Below are 17,542 nucleotides of genomic sequence, written 5' to 3'. Positions count from 1 at the left end.
AAACGGCTTTGCCGGTGTTCGTGGGGGCCGGTGCACGGGTGTATATGCTCGAGCGATTAAGTCCCAGCGTTTGACTCGGGTTGCGATCCACACGTCCTGATAGCTAAAGCACTCGCTCCGGATGAGCCTCCTCTGGTGATAGACTTGCGGTTTTGCCCGTACTCCGAGGAATTATTGCGTGAACACGGAAAATCATTCCCAGACGGCCGCGTTTCTATGGTCCATTGCCGATCTGCTGCGCGGTGACTTCAAGCAGTCCCAGTACGGTCGTATCATCCTGCCGTTCACCCTGCTACGCCGTATGGAATGCGTTCTGGCGCCGACCAAGGATGCCGTGATTCGCGAGTCCTACGCTCAGGAGGGTCGCCCGGATACCGTGCGCGAGATGTATATGCTGCGCGCCGCAGGCGGACTGCAGTTCTTCAATAGCTCCAAGCTAACTCTGCAAAGCCTGTCCGACACTCAGACTACCGCCGACCTGATGAGCTACGTGCAGGCGTTCAGCAAGGATGCCCGCGAGATCTTCGAGCACTTCCACTTTGAGGATTTCGTGCAACAGCTGGAAACCGCCAACCTGCTGTATCAGGTGGTGCAACGTTTCGCTGCCACTGATCTCAGTCCTGAGCGCATCAGCAACTTCGGTATGGGCATCATCTTCGAAGAGCTGATCCGCAAGTTTGCGGAGAGCTCCAACGAAACCGCCGGGGAACACTTCACCCCACGCGATATCGTGCACCTGACCACCTCGCTGGTGATCACCGATCAGGACCACAAGCTCGCGCCCAACAGCATCGTCACCATCTATGACCCAACCGCTGGCACCGGTGGCTTTTTGTCTGAGGGTGATGAATACATCCAGTCCATCAGCGGAAAGGTCAGCGTGTCGCTGCACGGCCAGGAGCTCAACCCAGAATCCTACGCCATCTGCAAGGCGGACATGCTGATCAAGGGCCAGGATGTGGCCAGCATCAAGCTCGGCAACACCCTGTCCAACGATCAACTAGCTGGCAAGCGCTTCGACTTTATGCTCAGCAACCCGCCGTTCGGCGTCGAATGGAAGAAGGTGCAAAAGCAGATCACCGACGAGCACACGGTAAAGGGCTTTGACGGCCGCTTCGGGCCGGGCCTACCGCGTGTGTCCGATGGCTCGCTGCTGTTCCTCCTGCACCTGGTCAGCAAGATGCGTGACCCGCGCGACGGTGGCTCGCGCATCGGCATCATCCTCAACGGCTCGCCGCTGTTTACCGGCGGCGCGGGCTCGGGTGAGTCGGAGATTCGCCGCTACCTGCTGCAGAACGATCTGGTCGAAGCCATCGTCGCGTTGCCGACCGACATGTTCTACAACACCGGCATCGCCACCTACGTGTGGATACTCAGCAACCACAAGACCGCTGCGCGCCAGGGTAAGGTGCAGTTGATCGACGGTAGCCAGCACTACGCCAAAATGCGCAAGTCGCTGGGCAGTAAGCGCCAGTACATCACCGAGGATCAAATCAGCGAGTTGGTGCGCTTGTATGGCAGCTTCGAGCAAGCCGCACAGAGCAAAATCTTTCCCATCGACGCCTTCGGCTACCGGCGCATCACCGTCGAACGCCCGCTGCGCCTGAACTTCCAAACCAGCGCCGAACGCATCGCCAAAGTGCTGGATGAAAAAGCCCTGCAGAAACTCGACAGCGCCGCTCAACAACAGTTACTGGCCGCCCTGCAAGGGATGGACGCCAGCGTGTTGCACCGCAACCGCGAGCAGTTCAGCAAGCTGCTAAAGAAGGCCCTCACCGCGCACAGCGTCAGCCTCAGCACGCCAGAGCTAAAAGCCCTGATGAGCTCCCTGAGCGAGCGCGACCCTGAGGCGGATATCTGCATGACCAAGGGTCAGCCGGACGCAGACGCCGGCCTCCGCGACAACGAGAACGTGCCGCTAGGGGAGTCGGTCTACGAGTATTTTGCGCGCGAGGTCATACCCCATGTGCCGGATGCCTGGATCGACGAAAGCAAGACCGATGCCCAAGACGGCGAGGTTGGCATCGTCGGCTTCGAGATTCCCTTTAACCGCCACTTCTATGTGTTCCAGCCGCCGCGCCCATTGGCCGAGATCGATAGCGACCTGCAAGCCTGCACCGACCGTATCAAGCAGATGATTGAGGGGCTGTCGGCATGACGTTTCCAGCGTATCCGGACTACAGGGATTCTGGGGTCGAGTGGCTAGGGGTTGTACCTGAACATTGGGGTGTTAAACCGCTCAGGTATCTCGGTCGCTTTAGAAAGGGGTTGACGATAACAAAGGCAGATTTAACTGATACAGGTATCCCTTGTCTGAACTATGGGGAGGTTCACTCCTTGTATCCCTTCGAGGTGAATCAGGACATACAGGCCCTGAAATGCGTGCCTGCGGAGTATCTGGAAACAGAGCCATCATCTTGTATTAGCTATGGCGATTTTGTGTTTGCCGATACCTCGGAGGACCTTGAAGGCGTCGGCAATTTCACTCATGTGTCAGGCTTGGAGCCTCTTTTCGCTGGCTATCACACGATTATCTACAGCTTGGATTCGGACGTAAGTTCACGGTTTCTTGCCTATTATCTAGAGTCATTCGCCTTCAGAACCCAGTTACGTATGGGCGTAAAAGGGGTCAAGGTATTCAGTGTTACTCAGGAAATTCTTCGCGGTGGTATTGCTTGCCTTCCTACAACAGCCGAGCAAACCCAAATCGCTCTCTTCCTCGACCACGAAACCGCCCGTATCGACGCGCTGATCGAAGACCAGCAGCGTCTGATCGAGCTGCTCAAGGAAAAGCGCCAGGTCGTGATCTCCAAAGCCGTCACCAAAGGCCTCGATCCGGCAGTTCCGATGAAAGACTCCGGTGTGGAGTGGTTAGGCGATGTGCCTGCGCATTGGGTGGTAAGCAAATTTGGGTATATTTCTTCTGTTGTCAGAGGAGGCTCACCACGACCAGCCGGTGACCCAGAACTATTCAATGGTGATTATTCGCCTTGGGTAACAGTTGCAGAAATAACTAAAGACGATGAAATCTATCTGGATGAAACAGAGACGTTTCTGACAAAGAAAGGCAGTGATCAATGCCGAGTTTTTTCAAAGGGCACTTTGCTGCTTTCAAATAGCGGAGCGACCTTGGGTGTTCCAAAAATACTGATGATCGACGCAAATGCTAATGACGGAGTTGTAGGCTTCGAAAACATCTCTCTGGATAAAGAGTATTCATATCTCTATCTGGCGACCCTGACCGAGGGGCTCAGGGATAGGGCTGCTGGCTCGGGGCAGCCGAACTTGAACACTGACATTGTCAAATCAATTTATGTGCCTATTCCCCCAAGCAACGAGGTGTCTGAGATTGTCGCCGCAGTAAAAAAGCTGAGAGCACAGTTTACTTTCTTGAGCAAAGAAGCTGTAGAGGGCATTAGGTTGCTCCAGGAACGCCGCTCCGCCCTAATCTCCGCCGCAGTCACCGGCAAAATCGACGTACGCGGCTGGCAGTCACCGGTCAGCGCGCCATCCCCCGAATTAGTAGAAGAGGCCGTGTAATGGCGGACAGCAAGGAAGCTCAGTTTCAACGCGACATTATCGACGCTCTGGCCGCCCAAGGCTGGCTAGTCGGCATAGCCAGCGGCTACGACCGGCGCACGGCGCTGTATACCGAGGATGTGCTGGGCTATTTCAAGGATGCCTGGCCAGAGCGTTGGGACAGGTTCGCCAAGGCCAACCCGAATGACCCGGATGGCGTGCTGGTGCAAAAGCTGGTGCGCGAGCTGGAGCAGAGCGGCACTCTGGATGTGCTGCGCCATGGTTTCAAGCTGCCGGCGGTGAAGGTGGAGCTGTGCAGCTTCCAGCCCGACCACGGCATGAACCCGGACACCCTCAAGCGTTACCAATGCAACCGCCTACGCGTGGTGCCGGAGTTGTCCTACTCGCCCCATGCCCGTGATGCGGCTAGCGGCGGGCAGAGCTACAACCCACGGCTGGATCTGGTGCTGTTCGTCAACGGCATCCCCACCGCCACGCTGGAGTTGAAAAGCGAGTTCAAGCAGTCGGTGGAAAACGCCAAGCGCCAGTACCGCCAAGACCGCCCGGTCAAAGACCCACTCACGCGCAAGCCCGAGCCGCTACTGACCTTCAAGCGCGGCGCGCTGGTGCACTTTGCCGTAGGCCAGAACGAGGTGGCGATGACCACGAAGCTGGCGGGTAAAGACACCTTCTTCCTACCGTTTAATCTCGGAAGCGAGGAAGGCGGCGCAGGCAATCCGATACCTGAGGACGACAGCCAATACTCCACTAGCTACTTATGGCAACGTCTGCTGCAGCCGGATGCGTGGCTCAAAGTGCTGGGTCGCTTTCTGCACTTGGACAAGAAAACCAGTGAAAGCCTCGATGGAACGCTGGTGACCAAGGAGACGGTGATCTTCCCGCGTTATCACCAATGGGAAGTGGTCAATAAGCTAATAGATACCACCCGCACCGAAGGGCCGGGCAAGCGCTATTTGATCCAGCACAGCGCCGGTTCAGGCAAGTCCAACTCCATCGCCTGGACGGCGCATCAACTGGCCTCGCTGTACGACGATGCCGGCCAACGCCTGTTCAACTCGGTGATTGTGATTACCGACCGCACCGTGTTGGATAAGCAGCTGCAGGACACCATCTACCAGTTCGAGCATGCCCAAGGCGTAGTCAAGCAGATCAATCGTGAAACCAGCAGCCAGAGCAAATCCGAACAACTGGCCGAAGCACTGGCCGAGCAGACGCGCATCATCATCGTCACCATTCAGACCTTCCCGGCGTTGTTCGATGCCCTGGATAAGTATCTCAAGTTGGCCAGCGGGCGCTACGCGGTAATCGCCGACGAGGCGCACTCCTCGCAAACTGGCTCATCGGCCAGCAAGCTGAAGCAGATTCTTGGCAGCGATGCCTTGGAAGGGGAAGAAGTCAGCGCCGAAGAGCTGCTCGACGCTGCCGTGCAGGCGCGCCAACCGAATGAGCGCATCAGCTACTACGCCTTTACCGCCACGCCCAAGGCCAAGACCCTGGAGCTGTTCGGGCGCCCGGCCGATCCTACGCTGCCAGCCAGCTCCAGCAACAAGCCCGAGGCGTTCCACCTGTATTCCATGCGTCAGGCTATCGAGGAGGGTTTTATCCTCGACGTGCTGCGTAACTACACCACCTACAGCATCGCCTGGAAGATCGCCCACCCGGATGGTGAAGACGACGAGGTGGACAGCAAGAAGGCGCGTATCAAGCTGGCCCGTTGGGTGCGCCTGCACCCGTACAACATCAGCCAAAAGGTCGAGGTGATCGTCGAGCACTTCCGCGCCAATATCCGTGGTCTGTTGGGGGGGCAGGCCAAGGCGATGGTGGTGACCAGTAGCCGCCAGGAGGCCGTGCGCTACCAGTTGGCGATGAAGGCTTACGTGCAGCAGATGGGTTACAGCGATGTGCACCCACTGGTGGCGTTCTCCGGCAGCGTGTTGCCGGATGAGGTGATCCCCGAAGAGGTGACGGAAAGCAGCGGGCTGCTCAACGCCGGCCTGAATGGCCGCGATTTGGCGGATGCCTTCGACACTCAAGACTTCAACGTGATGATCGCCGCTAGCAAGTACCAGACCGGCTTCGATCAGCCCAAGCTGTGCGCCATGTACGTGGACAAGAAGCTGCAAGGCGTGGACTGTGTGCAAACCTTGTCGCGGCTGAACCGCACTTTCGGTGATAGCAAGCAAACCTTCATCCTCGACTTCTTCAACGAGCCCCAGGACATTCTTGACGCCTTCTTGCCTTACTACACCAAGGCCGAACTGACCGATGTGACTGATCCGCAGATCATTTATGACCTGCAGAAGACACTGGATGCCGAGGGAATTTATCACTGGCAGGAGGTCGAAGCGTTCGCCATCGCCTTTTTCGACCCCAAGGCTGCTGCCAGCAAGCTCAGCTACTACTGCACCCCGGCTAAAGAGCGCTTTGCCAAGCGTTATGCCTTCTCGATCGAATCGCGCCAGCAGGCGCTGGATTACAAGCGCACCGCCGAAGCCAACGGCGACAGCGCCGGCCTGAAAAAAGCCGAGCACGCGCTGAAAGAGGCTGGCGAGCAGATTGATCAGCTCGACCTGTTCCGCAAGAACCTGCAGAGCTTTGTGCGCCTGTACGAGTTCCTCTCCCAGATCGTGCCTTATGAGGACCGCGAGCTAGAGCAGCTGTGTGTGTACGCCAAGCACCTACATCCGCTGCTGCGCGTGGATCGTCTCCAACAAGACGACGTTGATGTGGGCGAACTGCAACTCAGCCACTACCGCCTGAGCAAGCGCGCCGAGCACCAGCTGCGGCTGAGCGAAGAAAACGGCGAATACACCCTCAAGCCCGGCAGCGATGTAGGCAGCGGTAAGCCCCACGACCCGGAGAAAAAGCGCCTGTCGGAAATCATCGAGGCGCTGAACGATATCTTCGGTGCCGAGGTGGGTGACGACGACCAGCTGCAGTTCCTCACAGGCATCGCCCAGCGCATCAGCCGCCAAGAAGACGTGATGGCCCAAGTGAACAACCACTCGGTTGAGCAAGTGATGCACGGTCTGTTCCCCAAGCGCGTCCTCGATACAGTGTTGGATGCCATGACCGACCACGAGAAGCTGTCGTTGGAGGTGCTGGATAACGAGACCAAAAGCCGTGCGTTTGCTCTGGTGATTTTGAAGATGCTGAAGACGGCGGCCGGGCTCGATAAGAGCGACTCGCGTGGCATCTAAGCGGGCCAATAAAGTTAGGAAGTGATGATGGCAATTCCGGATTTTCAAAGCGTCATGCGACCGGTGTTGGCCACCGTGCAGAACGGTGCGCCGCTGCCGCTTAATGAGTTGCGTGAGCTGGTGGCCGATCAGTTCCAGCTGACTGAGGACGAGCGTAAGGAGCGGCTGCCCTCCGGCCATCAGACGGTGATCAACAACCGTGTGGGCTGGGCTCGTACCTATCTGAATAAAGCCGGGCTGCTGTGCATTCCCGCCAAGGGCATGGTGCAGATCACTGCGCGTGGCCGGGACGCTTTGGTCAGTGGCCCGGAGCGCATCACTGTGAGCTGGCTTAAGCAGTTTCCCGAGTTCGCGGACTTCCATACCGCCAAGCCGCAAACATCTGACGCACCTGTCGCGCTGGACATTGAGATTGCCGAAACCACGCCGGACGAGCAGTTGGCCGAGGCGCATCAGGCGCTTGTGCAGTCCCTCGCAGACGAGTTGCTGGCGCAAATCCGGGCAGCGACGCCCAGTTTTTTTGAGCAGTTGGTGGTCGATCTGATGATTGCCATGGGGTACGGCGGCTCGCGCAAGGAAGCCGGTAAGGCGACCCAGGCGACCAACGATGACGGCATCGACGGCATTATCAAGGAGGACAAGCTCGGCCTAGACGTTATCTACCTGCAAGCCAAACGCTGGACGAACACGGTACATCGGCCGGAGATCGACAAGTTTATCGGCGCCCTGACTCGTCAGCGGGCGCGGAAAGGCGTGTTTATCACTACCTCGGATTTTTCCGATGGTGCCCGTATTGCAGCGCAGGGGCTGGATATCAAAGTGGTGCTGATCGATGGTGTTGAGCTGGCGCGGTTGATGGTGGAGAACAACCTGGGCGTGAGCGTTAAGCAGGTTTACGAAGTGAAGCAGCTGGACAGTGATTACTTCGCGGAAGAGTGAGTCACAATCCAGGTGGCCGGCTAATCCAAATAGGTATGAACTCGGAGATCACTGTTGTTGTGGCAGTTTTTATCCCCGCCAAGGATAAGGGCTATACGAAACCGCGATTATGGTGCTAACCGCCGCGATAAGGGCGACTCCAACAAAATCAGGTGGGCACTGGAAAGGCTACAGCTGCGGATGGGCTTCGCGGGCAGATACGCTGTATAGAGCTGGCATAACACAGCCCAAACAGGCCCGAAAGGCACAAAAAAGGCACTGTAGCTATTCGCTAAGTGCCTAATTTTTAACGCTTATTTGGTGGAGCCGGGGGGATTTGAACCCCCGTCCGCCAGTACTCCGCTGTCGGTACTACATGCGTAGCCGTGTCTATTAAGTTAACCCTCAGCGACCCGACGGGCAGGGTGCTTTGGGCGAGTTGTGTAAGTTTTAGCCGCTTCGTCCACAACGTACTGCACGGCGATTCTGTTCTATATGACAATCATTTCGGGTTTACAGACATCCCCTGATGATTGCTGGACCCGAAGGTACCAGGAGTGCATGTCAGCTGCAATTAAGCAGCGAGAGCAGCACCGTATTGGTCGTCATTGGCAACTATAAGTAGTTGCAACAGTGGATTTACGACTTCTGTTACCAAGTCGGCATGCACCTAGAGTTTCGCAACCGGCGTCGAATCCTAAACGGCCCCGAACTCATTGCCTGGTAAATCTGATCAGGCAACAAGCGTGCACAGTGTACGTCAATCTGCCGACGAGGCCAACCCGCAGGTTGGCCCGTCAGCATCGATCAGTTGTTGGTGCCGCTGGCTTTTTGTATCTCCAGCTTGGTTTTCGAGGTTTCTGCCACACAGTCATCAATTTTGCCTTGAGCTTTGAGGGCTTGGGCCTTGCTCAGGCTGGTTTCAACCATCTGGGTTTTTTCCGGGGACGATGACAACTGCCCTTTGAGATTATTGATCTCCTGGATGTTGGCGTCGCACAAGTCAGCAGGCTTATCTGCGGCGAACGAAGTGGAAGCCATCATCGAGGCAGTAACGAACAGACCTAACAGTACAGAACGCTTCATGTGTATCTCCTTGAACTGAGGGATCCAGACTTCGCTGGCCGTCAGGACGGGCAACCGAATGGAGGACAAGCCCCGATTGTTCGGGGCCTGTTCTGTGGACTGCGGTCGCTCGCAAGGGTTCTATTTTTCTTCAGAGGGCGGTTGCGGGGGCTTTGGCTTGGGTCACCCGATCCACCAGATACACCAGACCGTGGTAGTCGATTCCACCATGTTGCGTCAGACCGATCTCACAGGTGCGGCTGGTGGAAATCCCCTCGCTGCAATGCTGCACCGCATCCTTGAGCGTTCGCAGTGAGTGGCTGTTGAGTTCCGGCGTGGTGAAACCCTTGTCACCAGCAAAACCGCAGCAGTGAATACCTTCCGGAATCACAACCGTCTTGCTGCATTTGCGCGCCAGTTCGATCAGCGCCTGGCTCTCCCCAAGATGCTGAGTGCTGCACGTTACGTGGACGGCAATCGGTGCTTCCTGCGGCGTGAAGTCGAGCCGGTCCAGCAGATGCGTACGTATGAATCGCACAGGGTCATACAGATCCAGGCGAACATTTCCCACGTCCTGTACCAGTCGCAAGGTGCAGGGGCTGGTGTCGCAATAGATCGGATCGAGGCCGCCGCGACTGGCCTGGAGCAATGCGCCGATCAGCTCCTGACGCTTGTGCTCGGCCTGTTCGGCATAGCCCTTGGACGCGAAGGGCTGGCCGCAGCAGAGGTTGTCCAGATTGTCCGGGAACACCACCTGATAACCGGCCTTCTCCAGCAGACCACGGGTTTTGTCGTACAGCGACATCTGCTCCTTGTCGCCCGCCGCCGGCCCCATCACACGCGAGACGCAGGCCGCCAGATACACGACGCGCGGGCGTTCGTCCGACACGGCCGGACTGAAGCGAATGGCTTTTTCCGGCTGCGGCATCGCGTTGGTCCACAGCGGCACCTGACCTTTGGACAGCCGCGTCAGGGTCGCTGAAAGCTTCGCCAGGCGCGGTGCCCCCAACAACATCCGCGCTCCGTTGGCCACATGCAGGGTGAAGCGCGCACCTTGCAGAGTGGTGGCGAAATTTCCTTCGATCAGGTTGGCGGTTTTCGTATGGGTGGCGTGACGGCTGCGCAGCTTTTTCACCAGCTCGCCGGTATTGATTCCCACGGGGCAGCGTTGCGCACACAAACCGGTCGCGGCGCAGGTATCAATGCCTTGGTACTCGTAGGCTTTTTCCAGTTCGGCGGTGTCGATCCCGGCGCGCTTTCGCGCCTGGATATCGCGCCAGATCACGATGCGCTGGCGCGGGCTCAGGGTCAGGCCTTTCGAGGGGCAGACCGGCTCACAGAAACCGCACTCGATGCATTTATCGACGATCTCGTCGGCCGCCGGCAGCGGTTTCAGGTGCTTGAGGTGGATCTGCGGATCTTCGCTGAGCACCACGTCCGGATTGAGAATGCCGTTGGGGTCGAGCAGGCGTTTGAGCTGCCACATCAATTGATAGGCGTCGCTGCCCCATTCCAGTTCGACGAAGGGCGCCATGTTGCGCCCGGTGCCGTGCTCCGCCTTCAGCGAACCGCCGAACTCCACGGCCACCAGTTGCGCCACATCGTCCATGAACGCCTGATAGCGTGCGACTTCTTCCGCGCTGTTGAAGCCTTGGGTGAAGACGAAGTGCAGATTGCCTTCCAGCGCGTGTCCGAAAAGGATCGCTTCGTCGTAGTGATGTTTGTCGAACAGCTCGATCAGACGGTTCACGCCGATGGCCAGTTGTTCCACCGGGAAGGTGACGTCTTCGATGATCACCGTAGTGCCGGTCTTGCGCACGGCGCCGACGGCGGGGAAGGTGTCTTTGCGGATCGCCCAGAGACGGGCGTTTTCGACCGGGTCTTCGGTGAAGTCGACCTGTTTTTCCACCGGGAAACCGCCGAGTGACGCCATGATCTGCGCCAGTTGTTCCTGCAGCAAAGTGGAAGACGCGGCGCGGGATTCGATCAACAGCGCGCAGGCATTGTTCGACAGCTGCTGTACGAAATCCGGCATGCCGGGTTTGTCCTGCACCGAACGCAGGCTGCGGCGGTCGAGCAGTTCCACGGCGGACACCGGTTGGCTTTTCAGCACGGTGACGGCGTTGCAGCAGGTTTCCACGTCCGGGAAAACGATCAGCGCCGACGCCTTGTTCGGGTGGTCGATCACCGTGTCGTAGGTCACTGCGCTGATGAAGCCAAGCGTGCCTTCGGAACCGACCAGCAAGTGGCTCAAGATATCCACAGGCTCATCGAAATCCACCAGGGCGTTGAGCGACAGGCCGGTGGTATTTTTCAGACGGTATTTGTGGCGGATTCGCGCGGCGAGCTCGGCATTGGCGCGGGTTTCGCGGCCCAATGTTGCCAAGCGTTCCAGTAGTTCGCGGTGGCTGACTCGAAACGCCTCGACGCTGGCGGCATCTTCGGTGTCGAGACGTGTGCCGTCGGCCAGCACCAGACGAATCCCGGCCAGCGTGTGATAGGTGTTTTGCGCGGTGCCGCAGCACATGCCGCTGGCGTTGTTGGCGACGATGCCGCCGATCTTGCAGGCGTTGATCGACGCCGGATCCGGACCGATCTTACGCCCGAATGGCGCCAGCCATGCATTGGCCTGGGCACCGATCACGCCCGGTTGCAGGCGGATTTGCGTGCCCTGGCCGCGAATTTCACGAGCGTTCCAGTTATCCCCAAGCACGATCAACACCGAATCACTGATCGCTTGGCCGGACAGGCTGGTGCCGGCGGCGCGGAAGGTCACCGGGACCTGATCGCGCTGGGCCAGTTTCAGCAGCGCCACCACTTCATCTTCCGATTCGACGCGGATCACCAGTTGCGGAATCAATCGGTAGAAACTGGCATCGGTGCCGAAGGCCAGGGTCGACAGCGGATCGTCGAAACGCCGTTCGGCAGGAATCAGCTGCTGCGCATCGCGCAGGAAAGTCGCCGGTAAGGTCATTGGTCCTCCAGGATCAACACCACCAGGTCTTTCGGGCCGTGGGCGCCGTAGGCCAGGACTTGTTCGATGTCGGCGGTCTTCGATGGGCCGGACACCAGCAATGCGTTGGTCGGCATGCCTTGGGCCCACTCGAATTCCTGCTGCACCTGATAGAAGTTGTCGCGAATTTGGCTGGCCTTGAGCAGGGCGAAATGCACCGGCGGCACCAGGCTCATCAGCCGTGGTTCTTCGCGGGTCGGCCACAGAATCAGGCTGCCGGTGGCGGCGATGGCGCCGAGGGTGCCGGTTAGGCTGGCCGGGGTGTCGTTGAACAACTCGGCTTTCCACTCTTCCATCGGGCGGTCGTAGGACTTCAGCGCCGGTAGATCAGGATTGTTCGCCCAGTGCTGTGTGATGCGCTGCCCGTGCGGCGTAGTCGGTGCGATCAACAGACTCGGCAACTGACGGTCGCGCAGCAATTGCGCCAGCAGCGCCGGCCAGCCATCAGCGGAAGTCAGGTGGATTTCGGTGTGCACCGCTTCCATCAGTTTGCGCAGTTGCGGGATCCGTTGTTCGGCGCTGTAGGTGTAAGGCTGGGTCACCAGATCGACGTCGAAGTTGTCGGCAATCGGCGTGGTGCCGGTCAGACTCTTCCGTAACTTGCCGAGGATGTTTTGTTTGGCGCTCATCAACGGTCTCCTCGTTTGGCCAGGTGTTCGCGAGCCATGTCATGCAGTGAGCGGGCGGCGGGTTTCGGTGCGCTGTGGTTCTGCGTCCACGGCCCGACATTGTTCGGCGCCAGCGCGCGCAGGCGCGTGGCGAAAAACGCAAACAGTCGATACAAAGTCGGCGAGCTGTTGAGCTTCGCCCAAGCGTTCCAGATGAAACGTTCCTTGCGCGAGTATTTGCTGCCCTGACCGCGCATCACCTGATGCGGTGCGTCCGGGGCTTTGACGTTTTCTTCGCGCAGGCGCCGCAGCAACGCGGGGATTGGAATCTTCACCGGGCACACTTCACCGCAGGCGCCGCACAACGAAGACGCGCTCGGGTGATCCGGGACTTTCGCCAGGCCGACCATGTGCGGGGTGATGATTTTGCCGATCGGGCCGGGGTAAACCTCGCCGTAGGTATGGCCGCCGACGCGGGTGTAAACCGGGCAATGGTTCATGCAGGCGCCGCAGCGGATGCAGTTCAACGTCTGGCGCAGTTCGCTGTCGGCGAAGGCCTGGCTGCGACCGTTGTCGAGCAATACCAGATGCACTTCCTGCGGGCCGTCGAGTTCATGTTCCTTGCGCGGGCCGGAGATCATGTTGACGTAAGTGGTGATCGGAATGCCCAGCGCCGAGCGGGTCAGTAATGACAGCAGCGGCACCACGTCGCGCAGGTTTTCCACGACTTTTTCGATGCCGGTGACGGCGATGTGCACCGGCGGCACGGTGGTGGTCATGCGGCCGTTGCCTTCGTTTTCCACCAGCAGCAGGGTGCCGGTTTCGGCCACGGCGAAGTTGACACCGGAGACGCCGATGTCCGCTTCGAAGAATTTCTGCCGCAGGACCCTGCGACCGATCTGAATGAGTTGGTCAACGTCCTTGGTGTATTCCACGCCAAGTTTGTCGTGGAACAAGGACGCGACCTGACCGGCATTCTTGTGGATTGCCGGCATGATTATGTGTGAAGGCTTCTCGTGGTCGAGCTGGACGATGTATTCCCCCATGTCGGACTCCAGGCATTCAACACCTTGAGCCTCGAGGAAATGGTTCATCTCCATCTCTTCGCTGACCATCGATTTGCCCTTGATCACTTGCCGCGCCTCGTGAGCGCGGATGATCGAAAGGACGATGCCATTGGCCTCGTCCACCGTTTCCGCCCAGTGCACTGTCACACCGTTGCGGGTCAGGTTCTGTTCCAGTTGCTCGAGCAGGTCGGGCAACTTGGAGAGCGCACGCGCCCTGATCGAGTTGCCCAGGGCGCGCAAGTGTTCTCTTTCGTGGGCATCGCTGAAAGCCGCTGCCCGCTTGGTCATCAGTGAATCCATCGCGGTGCGGAAGTTGTTCCGCAACTGCGAATCGCCCAGGGCGTTGTGTGCCCGGGTGCGGAAATCTTCTTCTACGGCAACCGTAGGAATAATCGTGGAAGTGCTCATCGCGCACCTCCGGTTCGTTGCCAAAGAAAGCTCGCCAGGTGTTGCCCGCGCAGTGCTTCCTGCTGTTTCTCCAGCGAGCCGTTGATGTTCATCAGGCAGCCGCAGTCGGCACTGAGTACCTGATGCGCGCCGGATTCCTTCAACGCCCGGGTCTTGTCGGCCACCATCGCGCCGGAAATGTCTGGCATACGGACGCTGAATGTCCCACCGAAGCCACAGCATTCGCTTTCATGGTCGTGATTGACCCGTTCCACGTTGCTCAACTGCGCCAACAACTCGCGGCCGTGCAGGTGGGTGTTCATTTCCCGTCGCGCCGAACACGAGGTGTGCAGCGCCACTTTCACCGGCTCGCCGCTGTCCTTGAGCTGCACCTTGCAGACGAACAGCAGGAACTCGGCCAACTCGTAGGTACGGGCCGCGAGGGCCTGAACCTGTTTCAACGTTTCCGGCTCGTCCTTGAACAAGTCGGCGTAATGCTCGCGGATCATCCCGGCGCACGAACCCGACGGCACCACCACCGGATAGTCCCCGGCAAACAGCGCCAGTTGCGAGCGCGCCACCGTCCGTGCCTGCTCGGTGTAACCCGAGGTGTAGGCCGGTTGTCCGCAGCAGCTCTGCCCTTGCGGGTAGTCGACCCGGATGCCTTCGCGCTCCAGCAAGTGGATCGCGTCCATCCCGGCTTCCGGGTAGAACAGGTCGACTACGCACGTGCCGAACAGGTAGACCCGCGACGGTTTCTCGCTGGGGTATTGCCGGGGTTCGGGCAGTGGCGGTGCGACGCGAGTAGCGTTGGGCACAGCATTGTAAAAAAGCTCGCTCATCAGGCGTGTCTCCGGGTGGGCCCGGTTATCCGTCTGTTGAGGCTGCCGAATATAGAGCGCGTTGCTTTCAGCAGCCTTACAGACCGGGTTGTGAATTGCTGACGCCGGAATCACGAACCGGCGTCGGTTATTTCCATGTTGCTTGTCGGCTTAATGCACCAGCATGCCAGTGAACCAGTAGGCCTGGGCCAAGGTGATCAGGCCGACAATCGTGGCAAAGAATAGGCTGTGCTTGAGGGTGAAGCGGAACAGATCGGATTCCTTGCCCACCAGCCCGGTCGCGGCGCAGGCCACGGCAATCGACTGTGGTGAAATCATCTTGCCGGTCACGCCGCCGCTGGTATTGGCCGCCACCAGCAAGGTGTCGTTGACCCCGATCTGGTGCGCGGTGGTTGCTTGCAACGAACTGAACAAGGCGTTGGACGAGGTATCGGAACCGGTCAGGAACACGCCGAGCCAGCCGAGGAACGGCGAGAAGAACGGGAATGCCGCGCCGGTTGCCGCCAGCACCAGGGCCATGGTCGAGGACATGCCGGAATAGTTGGTGACGAAGGCAAAAGCCAACACCATGCCGATCGACAGGATCGGCCAGCGCAGTTCGTAGAAGGTCTCTTTCAAAGTGGTCAGACCAGTTTTGATATTGATCCTCAGTACCAGCATCGAGATCAGCGCGGAGAAGAAAATCGCCGTGCCGGTCGCGGAAATCGGATCGAGTTTGAACACGGCCGGAATCGCGGTCGGGGCGGCCACGATCGGCGCAGTCTTGATTACCAGTTGATCCAGGTGCGGAATCGCGAAGTTGAACACCCAGGCGTACATCGAACCGCCGGCGGCGAACATGGCCTTGAAGGGCTTGAGCGTCCAGATGGTCACCAGCACGGTGAGGATCAGGAACGGCGACCATGCCTTGAAAATTTCCCCGAGGCTGTAAGGCGAAGCGACTGTGGTGCGCTTCTGGCCGAAACCGCCGACGCTGGCAGTCACCACCGAAGCGGACACGGCGCCGACGATGTGCTGGCCGGCGGCACGTTTCGGCTGCCAGACCTTCAGGAACAGTGTCAGCGAAATCAGGCTGGCCAGGGCCGACGTGATGTCCGGCAGTTCCGGGCCGATGAAATTCGAAGTGAAGTATTGGGTGACGGCAAAGCTCAGGCCTGCGACCAGCGCCGCCGGCCAGGTTTCACGTACACCGCGCAGGCCGTCCATCATGAACACCAGCCAGAACGGCACGAACAGCGACAGTAGCGGCAGCTGGCGGCCGGTCATGGCGCCGATCTTGAACGCGTCGATGCCGGTGACTTGCCCGGCCACGATGATCGGAATTCCCAGTGCGCCGAACGCTACCGGTGCGGTGTTGGCAATCAGGCACAGGCCGGCGGCGTACAGCGGGTTGAAGCCGAGTCCCACCAGCAGCGCAGCGGTAATCGCCACGGGTGCACCGAAACCGGCGGCACCTTCCAGGAATGCGCCGAAGCAGAAACCGATCAGCAGCACCTGCAGACGCTGGTCATCGGTGATCGACAGCACCGAGCTGCGGATGACCTCGAACTGACCGCTCTTGACCGTCAGTTTGTACAGGAACACCGCCGCCACAATGATCCAGGCAATTGGCCACAGACCATAGGCGAAGCCATATCCGGCGGCGGCGAACGCCATGTCGACCGGCATCTGGAACGCGAAGATCGCCACCGCGATAGCCAGGGCGAGCGTGATGCTGCCGGCCACATGACCCTTGAGGCGGAACACCGCCAAAGCGAGGAAGAAGAAAACGATGGGGATGACGGCCGCGAGTGCGGACACGCCGAGACTGCCGAGCGGGCTGTAGAGCTGTTGCCAGGTTTGCATATGGGGTGGCCCCTAATTGTTGTTGGTCAGGCACTTTCAGCGTTCTTGGTTAATTGGTAATACCAATTTACAATCGCTGCTGGCTAGGTTAAAAGCCTTGATGTCGGTGTGTCAATTTGCCGCCCTAAAACTTTTGTCGAATCACCGGTGCAGAGCTCGATCTGATCCGGTCGCCCAAATGTCATCTGGCAGGTGTCGGCGCAGCGTCGATAGGCCAGAATAGAGAGCCCGGCGAGCGGTCGGGATGGTGGAGAATTGAGTGATGGGGTTTGATCAGATACGTCAGCGCCGTTTGTCTGATGACATTGTCGAGCGACTGGAAGGGATGATTCTCGAGGGCACGCTGAAGTCCGGCGAGCGTCTGCCGGCCGAGCGGACTCTGGCGGAACAGTTCGGCGTTTCCCGGCCTTCGTTGCGCGAGGCGATTCAGAAGCTGGCGGCCAAGGGCTTGCTGGTCAGCAAGCAGGGCGGCGGCAACTATGTTGTGGAAAGCCTCGGTTCGACGTTCAGCGATCCGCTGCTGCAATTGCTGGAAAGCAATCCCGAGGCCCAGCGCGATCTGCTGGAATTTCGCCACACGCTGGAGGCATCGTGTGCCTATTACGCAGCATTGCGCGCCACAGATGTGGATCGGGAGCGGCTGACGGCGGCGTTTGAAGAGTTACAGGATTGCTATTCGCGTCATGACGAAGTGAGCCGGGCGGAAGAGGGCGCGGCGGATGCGAAATTCCACCTGGCGATTGCCGAGGCCAGTCACAACGCGGTGTTGCTGCACACCATTCGCGGCTTGTTCGATCTGCTCAAGCGCAACGTGGTGACCAACATCGGTGGCATGTACAAGCAGCGCACGGAAACCCGCGACATGCTGATAACCCAGCATCGGGAATTGTATCTGGCGATTATCGAAGGGCGCGCGGAGCAGGCGCGTGAGGTCTCCAGCCGACACATTCTGTATGTGCAGGAAGTGCTGGAAGAAGTGCGACAGGAAGTGCAGCGCATGGCTCGCGCCGAGCGACGCAAAGGGATGTAAAAAAGACCGCTCCCGTGCCAGGCGCGG

11 protein-coding genes and 1 other RNA gene are annotated in these 17,542 nt (G+C 59.0%); 5 read left to right on the top strand and 7 right to left on the bottom strand.

What is annotated here, in order from left to right; genetic code table 11:
• Positions 1–178 precede the first annotated feature (178 nt).
• The 4 genes from QLG12_RS20945 to QLG12_RS20930 are packed head-to-tail and all read left to right on the top strand — an operon-like array spanning position 179 to position 7,679.
• Positions 179–2,158, top strand: a complete 1,980-nt coding sequence (locus QLG12_RS20945; protein WP_282475160.1) for a class I SAM-dependent DNA methyltransferase — start codon at positions 179–181, stop codon at positions 2,156–2,158.
• A complete protein-coding gene (locus QLG12_RS20940; RefSeq protein WP_282475159.1) occupies positions 2,155–3,540 on the top strand; it encodes a restriction endonuclease subunit S in 1,386 nt (461 codons plus the stop codon). The genes QLG12_RS20945 and QLG12_RS20940 overlap by 4 nt, the downstream gene beginning before the upstream one ends.
• Positions 3,540–6,740, top strand: coding sequence for a DEAD/DEAH box helicase family protein (locus QLG12_RS20935; protein WP_282475158.1), 3,201 nt, complete (start codon positions 3,540–3,542; stop codon positions 6,738–6,740). The genes QLG12_RS20940 and QLG12_RS20935 overlap by 1 nt, the downstream gene beginning before the upstream one ends.
• Positions 6,741–6,767: 27 nt before the next feature.
• Positions 6,768–7,679, top strand: a complete 912-nt coding sequence (locus QLG12_RS20930; protein ID WP_282475157.1) for a restriction endonuclease — start codon at positions 6,768–6,770, stop codon at positions 7,677–7,679.
• A gap of 298 nt (positions 7,680–7,977) precedes the next feature.
• On the opposite strand, the gene ssrA is transcribed toward QLG12_RS20930, so the two are convergent.
• The 7 genes from ssrA to QLG12_RS20895 all read right to left on the bottom strand — a co-directional run bounded on the left by ssrA (position 7,978) and on the right by QLG12_RS20895 (position 16,485).
• Positions 7,978–8,367: a transfer-messenger RNA gene (gene ssrA, locus QLG12_RS20925) on the bottom strand.
• A 98-nt stretch (positions 8,368–8,465) separates the two neighbouring features.
• Positions 8,466–8,744: a hypothetical protein gene (locus tag QLG12_RS20920; protein WP_108559530.1), complete on the bottom strand. Its 279-nt coding sequence runs from the start codon at positions 8,742–8,744 to the stop codon at positions 8,466–8,468.
• Positions 8,745–8,874: 130 nt separating this feature from the next.
• A complete protein-coding gene (locus QLG12_RS20915; RefSeq protein ID WP_282475156.1) occupies positions 8,875–11,697 on the bottom strand; it encodes an FAD-binding and (Fe-S)-binding domain-containing protein in 2,823 nt (940 codons plus the stop codon).
• Positions 11,694–12,365: a lactate utilization protein C gene (locus tag QLG12_RS20910; protein WP_011332385.1), complete on the bottom strand. Its 672-nt coding sequence runs from the start codon at positions 12,363–12,365 to the stop codon at positions 11,694–11,696. The genes QLG12_RS20915 and QLG12_RS20910 overlap by 4 nt, the downstream gene beginning before the upstream one ends.
• Positions 12,365–13,819, bottom strand: coding sequence for a LutB/LldF family L-lactate oxidation iron-sulfur protein (locus QLG12_RS20905; protein WP_282475155.1), 1,455 nt, complete (start codon positions 13,817–13,819; stop codon positions 12,365–12,367). Before QLG12_RS20905 ends, QLG12_RS20910 begins: the two co-directional genes overlap by 1 nt.
• Positions 13,816–14,640: a (Fe-S)-binding protein gene (locus tag QLG12_RS20900; RefSeq protein WP_039769136.1), complete on the bottom strand. Its 825-nt coding sequence runs from the start codon at positions 14,638–14,640 to the stop codon at positions 13,816–13,818. Before QLG12_RS20900 ends, QLG12_RS20905 begins: the two co-directional genes overlap by 4 nt.
• A 150-nt stretch (positions 14,641–14,790) precedes the next feature.
• A complete protein-coding gene (locus tag QLG12_RS20895) occupies positions 14,791–16,485 on the bottom strand; it encodes a lactate permease LctP family transporter (protein WP_282475154.1) in 1,695 nt (564 codons plus the stop codon).
• Between the two features lie 262 nt (positions 16,486–16,747).
• Here QLG12_RS20895 and QLG12_RS20890 point away from each other — a divergent pair, with 262 nt between their 5' ends.
• Positions 16,748–17,515 (top strand): FCD domain-containing protein, encoded by a 768-nt coding sequence (locus QLG12_RS20890; protein WP_039769141.1) that lies wholly within the window; start codon positions 16,748–16,750, stop codon positions 17,513–17,515.
• Positions 17,516–17,542: the final 27 nt, after the last annotated feature.

Origin of the sequence: Pseudomonas sp. V88_4, assembly GCF_029967985.1 — a bacterium.
GTDB classification, from domain to species: domain Bacteria; phylum Pseudomonadota; class Gammaproteobacteria; order Pseudomonadales; family Pseudomonadaceae; genus Aquipseudomonas; species Aquipseudomonas glycinae.
This window is presented reverse-complemented; position numbering and strand designations above follow the sequence as displayed.